Here is a 527-nt window from a genome sequence, read left to right as displayed (position 1 = left end):
CTAGTAACGTAGAGGCTCTCCCTCGACTGTCTAGACCTGATACTCTACAATCGTGATGAGCATGATTTTTTTTTTTTTGACCCGGAGTACGCCACCCATGAGTGCCCCGAGTGCCTGCACCGCAGATCGCAGGTCGGCCGGGTCGGGCTTGATGACGCGCGTGTAGCTCTGCGCCGCGGTTTCGACGAGGCCCTCGATCGCCAGCGCGTTCAAGGCATCGCGCACCGGGGTGCGCGAGACGCCGAGCCATTCTTGCAGCTGCTGGTCGTCGAGCTGCTCACCCGGGGCGAACGCGCCGCTGAGAATGGCGTCTCGGATCGCATCGTGCGCTTCTTCGCGCAGCAGGCGGCGTTTGGAGATCGGTGAGGACGAGCGAGGCACTGGCACAGGTTCCTCCTGAATCGAGCGGTACGGAGCACCCGCAAACTGGGTTAAGTTTTAGAATACTTGCACATAAGGTGTGAATCTCCGATTCCTGACATTCCAGTTGTTTGGGGTGAGTTGAGCCGAATCGAGTGTTGAGTGAC

1 protein-coding gene is annotated in these 527 nt (G+C 59.0%); it reads right to left on the bottom strand.

Annotated elements, in window-relative coordinates:
- Positions 1-30: 30 nt before the first annotated feature.
- A complete protein-coding gene (locus tag AMS65_RS17825; RefSeq protein WP_083451832.1) occupies positions 31-387 on the bottom strand; it encodes a GntR family transcriptional regulator in 357 nt (118 codons plus the stop codon).
- Positions 388-527: the final 140 nt, after the last annotated feature.

Source organism: Leucobacter celer subsp. astrifaciens, from assembly GCF_001273835.1.
GTDB lineage: Bacteria > Actinomycetota > Actinomycetes > Actinomycetales > Microbacteriaceae > Leucobacter > Leucobacter celer.
This window is presented reverse-complemented; position numbering and strand designations above follow the sequence as displayed.